This window comes from Kineococcus arenarius subsp. arenarius (assembly GCF_050871845.1).
GTDB lineage: Bacteria > Actinomycetota > Actinomycetes > Actinomycetales > Kineococcaceae > Kineococcus.
On the sequence record NZ_JBJLSE010000154.1, the window covers coordinates 1 to 5,106 of the forward strand.

The window sequence follows — 5,106 nt, forward strand, 5'->3', positions numbered from 1 at the left end:
CCGGTGTGGACCCCTGGCCGGCGCTGATGCAGGGCAAGCCCAGCTACACGATCATGCAGAACTTCCCCTGGGACAAGCTGCAGGCCCTGCCCAAGGACTACGGCAAGCCCACCAGCTGAACCCGCTGCCCGGGCTGAACCCGCTGACCGGGCTCAGCCCGCCCGGCTGAGCCGTCGCTGGCGCAGCAACCGGACCAGCGGCGGCAGGGCGTGCGGACGGCGCGCGAACCACCCGACGTAGCCGGCGACCGCGCGCACGTCCTTGGCGCGCTGCGCAGTGCGCAGGTCGTCCCAGTGCACGCGGCTGTAGGCCTGGTCGCGGTGCTTCTGCGTCAGCCACCCGCGGGCGGAGCAGTCGTCGACGATCCAGTCGAAGCACTGGCGCATGAGGTCGCGGTCCTTCGACGCCTGCCCGGCGTGCTCGTGGTACAGGACGCTGGGGACCGCCAGCGCCAGGCCGGACCCGTGCTCCAGGACGCGCAGCCACAGGTCGAGGTCCTGCGCGCGACGCAGGGGCCGGAACAGGCCCGCCTCGACGAGGGTCCGCCGCCGGACCACGGTGCCGCTGGTGCAGATGACGTCCCCCGGCGTGAGCAGCTTCAGCGGGTCGAGCTCGAGCTCGCGGCGCCAGGGGTTGCCCATGATGCGGCCGCTGTCGCTGCGCCCCGGTGCGGTGACGAGCACCCTGCCCTCGGCGCGGGCGAGCAGGCCCGCGAGGTGCCCCGATTCCCACTCGTCGTCGGAGTCCAGGAAGGCGATCCACTCGGTACCGGCGGCCTCGATGCCTCGGTTGCGGGCGGGTCCGCTGCCACCGCTCTCGGGCAGCTCGATCACGGTGGCCCCGGCCGCCTTCGCCACGGCAGCGGTGCCGTCGCTCGAGCCGTCGTCGACGACGATCACCTCGGCGGGACGCACGCGCTGAGCGGCGATGCTGCTGAGGGACCGCTCGATCAGGTGGGCGCGGTTCAGCGCCGGCATGACGACCGTGACGTCGGCCACCTCGCTCACCGCGTCCCTCGTCGCTGCCTCGCTGCGACTCGCGCCCTACCTCGTGGCGACGGCACGTTGACCACCGATGTCCCTCCTCGCACCAACCTCGACGACATCAGATGGAGCGGACTGCACCGTCGCAACGCGGCCCCGCGCCACACTACCTTCCGCACGCTGGGATGACGCACCGTCGCCGGCGCACCTGAACAGCACCCCACCGCGAGCGTGAGCAGCGGCGGCGGAGCACCGCCCCGGCCCGCGGCCGCACGTGCGTCCCCGTCAGCGGCACCGGGGAACGCGCTCAGGTGCGGCCCCCCGCGCGGGCGCGTTCCACGGCCACGCGGTAGCCGATCTCCGTGCTGACGCCGGAGGCGTCCGCCAGGAGCGCGACACAGCGCTCCTCGTCGCCGCGCAGGCGCGCCAGGCCCAGGCGCAGCGAGACGACGCCGGCGCGCTTGGCCAGGCGCGGCAGGCTCAGCGGGGCCCGGGCGGGGGCACCCCGGGCGGCCCACTCGGCGCGCAGCGCGTGGTTGCTCTTGCCGTACCGGTAGGTCTGCTCCAGGAGCTCCAGCACCCGCTCGCGCGGCAGCCAGTCCATGAGCACCTCGTCCACGCCCTCCAGGCGACCACCGGTGGCCTGCTGCACCCGCCAGCACAAGTCGGCGTCGCCACCGCTGCGCACGCCGGAGAAGCCGTCCACGGCCGCCAGAGCGGAGCGCCGGGCGGCGAGGTTGCAGGTGGGCAGGTACGGCAGGAAGAACGGCGTGCGGACGAAGCTGTGGATTTTGAAGAACTGCGCGCGGTGCGAGGCCCGCGCAGCCAGCGACCGCCCGGAGGACACCTCGATGCCGGTGCCGGCGAGCGCGACGCCGGGATCGGCGAACACGGTCACGAGGCGCTCGGCCCACCGCGGGCGCGGACGGCTGCGCGCGTCGAGGAACAGGACGACGTCGGCGTCGGTGCTGCGCCAGCCGACGTTGCGCGCGGCGTACGGCCCCTGTCCCCCGCTGCGCTCCACCCGCACGCCCGGCAGCGGCTCGAGGGACCCCTCGGGGGAGTCGTCGACGACGACCACCTCGTCCAGCGGCAGCGTCTGGGCGCGCAGCGCCTCCAGGCAGCCGTCCAGGAGCGCGGCGTGACCCCGCACGGGCACGACCGCCGCCACCCGCAGGCCCTGCGGGCTCACGTGCGGTTCCCCAGTGCCCCCGGGGCGGCGTCCGCCCGCGACAGCTGCGCGCAGCGGCGCGCCGCCGACCAGCGCGCGGCCACCTCCACAGCGCGCGTACGACCACGGGGACGCGCCCGCGAGATCCGCGGATCGCTCGGCGTGGTGCGCCACCAGTCCGCGACCGCGCGGCCGGCGCTGTAGGGCGGCACGGGCCGCACCTCGTGCATCGATGTCATCTCCTTGACCAGGCGGCGGTAGTAGGCGCGCACGCCCGCGGAGCGCCGGTGCGTGCCCTCCACGAGCAGGCGGGGGTCCACCACGAGCGGGCCGCTGTCGGCCAGCGCCCGCCACGTCCACTCCTTGTCCTCGGTGGCGCTGAGCTGCTCGTCGAAAGGGTGCCGACGCCAGGCGTCCGCGGACCAGGCAGAGGCGTGGTTGGACATCCCCCAGTGCCGGTGCGTCAGCACGTAGGCGTGGTCGGCGGTGAAGGGGGCGCTCAGCGGGGCCCCCTCGCCGTCGTCCACCGCACCGACGGCCGCCGCGGCCCCACCCTCCACGTGCTCGCACGCCATCGACACCCAGTCGGTGCGCGGCAGGACGCAGTGGCTGGACAGGGCCACGTGCACCGGGGCGCTCGCGGCCCGGGCGCCCACGTTGAGGGCGCGCCCGAACGTGAACTCCGCAGCCGGGATTTCGACGACGCGATCCGCGGATTCCCGCGCGATGTCCAGGGTCGCGTCGGTGGACCCGGAGTCCACCACCACGATCTCCACCTCGCTGTCCTGCGCGCGCAACGAGGCCAGGGTGGCGGGCAGGGTGGTCGCGGAGTCGCGGGTGCGCACGATGGCGCTCGCCCGGGGAGCCACGCTCACTCGACCCAGCACGACGGCAGGGCGCCGAACGGCGCCTCGAACCTGCTGCGACGCATCACTTCCCCCACCACGACGTCGTCCTCCTCGTCGAACGGCCCGACAGCTCCCGACCCCGACAAGCACCTCACGCGGGTGGACCGCAGCCCTCGCCGCGCGGCTCGCGGGCGTCACACTACCCACAGCAGCCTCTGCACCGGTTCGAGTGACCGCGGAGGACGGCCGCGGCAGACCGCACAGGCGGTGGCGGATCGCCGGCGGACCAGTGGCGGATCACCGGCACCACACCGGACACCGTCGCGGCGACCGCTCGTAGCATCCCGCTACTGGGTGTGGTTACCCTTCCCCGCATGCCCTCGGCCGATCCGGTGATCGAACCCGCGGCGCCGACCGGTGCCGCGCAGCCCGCCGACGTCCCGCTGGGACCCGTCGCCTACCTGGTCAGCCAGTACCCCACGACCTCGCACACGTTCATCGAGACCGAGATCGAGGCGCTGCGGGCCCGCGGGGTCGAGGTGCACACCTTCACGGTCCGCACCAGTCCGCCCGAGCAGCAGCGCTCCGAGCGCAGCCGGCGCGAAGCGGAGCGCACCACCGCACTCCAGGGGCGCGGCCGGGCTGCCGTGACCGGGATCATCGGTGAGGCGCTGCACGTGGGCCCGCGCGCCGTGCTCGCCGGCGCTGGCCTGGCCGCCCGCTCCGGGCGGACCGCGCGCGCCCGCACGTGGCAGGCGTTCTACTTGTCCGAAGCTCTGCTGCTGCTGGCCGAGCTGCGGACACGGGGCGTGCGGCACGTGCACGTGCACTTCGCCAACAACTCCGCGGACATCGCCCGCCTCGTCGTGCGCATGGGTCGGGCCTTGGAGGGCCCGGGGGCGGGTTGGCGCTGGACACTGTCCATGCACGGCCCCACGGAGTTCGAGGCCGTCGAAGCCGTCGACCTGCCAGCGAAGGTGCGCTCCGCTGATGCCGTCGCCTGCATCAGCGACTTCTGCCGAGCTCAGCTCATGCGCCACTCCGACCCCGGGCACTGGGACAAGCTGCACCTGGTCCGCATGGGCGTGGACGCCGACCGCTTCGCCGACGCCTCGGCCGAACGAGCCGCGCGCGCGCCAGGGCCGCTTCGCGTGCTCTTCGTCGGCCGTCTCGTGCCGGAGAAGGGCCCTTCCGTCCTCCTCGACGCCATCGCACAGCTGCGGCGACGCGCAGCTGCGGACGCGGTGCAGGCGCGGATCGTGGGAGCCGGTCCGCTGGAGAGCGAACTGCGCCGCCGCGTGCGCGAACTCGGGCTGCAGGACGTCGTCGAGCTCCTGGGCGCTCTGCCCAACGAAGAGCTGCCGAAGCAGTACCGGTGGGCCGACGCCTTCTGCCTGCCCAGCTTCGCCGAGGGGGTGCCGGTGGTGCTGATGGAGGCGATGGCCACCGGGCTGCCCGTGGTCACCACTCCCGTGGCGGGGATCCCCGAACTGGTGCGTGACGGCGAGAACGGCTTCCTCGTGCCGCCTGGACGCGCCGACGCGCTCGCCGACGCCCTGCTGGTGCTGGCAGCCGATGAGCGGCTCCGCAGGCGCGCCGGCGCTGCGGGACGTGCTCGCGTCGTCGAGGAGTTCGACCCCGCCCTCAACGCGGATCGGCTGGTGCGGGCGTTGAGCACAGGACGCCCCGGCTGACGCGCGGGGTGGGCCGCCAGCCGAGCGCGGCCCCGCTCACCCCACCACCGGTTGCCGGTCCAGCGGATCAGCGACCAGGTCAGCGGGTCGACGCGTCGCGCTGCCAGGCGACGGCGCTGCGCCGGCGCGCCAGTAGGCGGGAGAGGACCGTCACCCCGGCGTAAACGGCCACCGCCGGGGCCACGGACGGTCGGCGCACCACCAGCTCCAGCAGGGCACCGGCCGTGGACCCCGTACTCCGCTCGAAACCCGCCGCCGCACCGGCGCTACCCGGCACGGGAGCGGAGGCGGCCAGTTCGGCGTTGCCCAGCGCCGGGGGGGGGGGGGGGGGGGGGGGGGGGGGGGGGGGGGGGGGGGGGGGGGGGGGGGGGGGGGGGGGGGGGGGGGGGGGGGGGGGGGGGGGGGGGGGG

General features: G+C 75.0%; 6 protein-coding genes. 1 reads left to right on the forward strand and 5 read right to left on the reverse strand.

Annotated elements, in window-relative coordinates; translation table 11 throughout:
• Positions 1-152: 152 nt before the first annotated feature.
• The 4 genes from ACRYM0_RS20205 to ACRYM0_RS20220 all read right to left on the reverse strand — a co-directional run bounded on the left by ACRYM0_RS20205 (position 153) and on the right by ACRYM0_RS20220 (position 3,157).
• Complete coding sequence (locus ACRYM0_RS20205; RefSeq protein WP_432507641.1) at positions 153-1,007, reverse strand: glycosyltransferase family 2 protein; 855 nt, start codon at positions 1,005-1,007, stop codon at positions 153-155.
• Between the two features lie 283 nt (positions 1,008-1,290).
• A complete protein-coding gene (locus ACRYM0_RS20210) occupies positions 1,291-2,175 on the reverse strand; it encodes a glycosyltransferase family 2 protein (protein WP_432507642.1) in 885 nt (294 codons plus the stop codon).
• The gene (locus ACRYM0_RS20215) at positions 2,172-3,029 is read right to left on the reverse strand and encodes a glycosyltransferase family 2 protein (RefSeq protein ID WP_432507644.1); all 858 of its coding nucleotides are present in this window, start codon (positions 3,027-3,029) and stop codon (positions 2,172-2,174) included. Before ACRYM0_RS20215 ends, ACRYM0_RS20210 begins: the two co-directional genes overlap by 4 nt.
• Positions 3,026-3,157 (reverse strand): hypothetical protein, encoded by a 132-nt coding sequence (locus ACRYM0_RS20220; RefSeq protein ID WP_432507645.1) that lies wholly within the window; start codon positions 3,155-3,157, stop codon positions 3,026-3,028. The genes ACRYM0_RS20215 and ACRYM0_RS20220 overlap by 4 nt, the downstream gene beginning before the upstream one ends.
• A gap of 219 nt (positions 3,158-3,376) precedes the next feature.
• On the opposite strand from ACRYM0_RS20220, the gene ACRYM0_RS20225 reads away from it, so the two are divergent.
• On the forward strand, positions 3,377-4,696 hold the full coding sequence (locus tag ACRYM0_RS20225) for a glycosyltransferase (protein WP_432507646.1): 1,320 nt from the start codon (positions 3,377-3,379) through the stop codon (positions 4,694-4,696).
• Positions 4,697-4,775: 79 nt separating this feature from the next.
• Here ACRYM0_RS20225 and ACRYM0_RS20230 read toward each other — a convergent pair whose 3' ends face one another.
• Positions 4,776-4,973 (reverse strand): hypothetical protein, encoded by a 198-nt coding sequence (locus ACRYM0_RS20230; RefSeq protein WP_432507647.1) that lies wholly within the window; start codon positions 4,971-4,973, stop codon positions 4,776-4,778.
• Positions 4,974-5,106 lie beyond the last annotated feature (133 nt).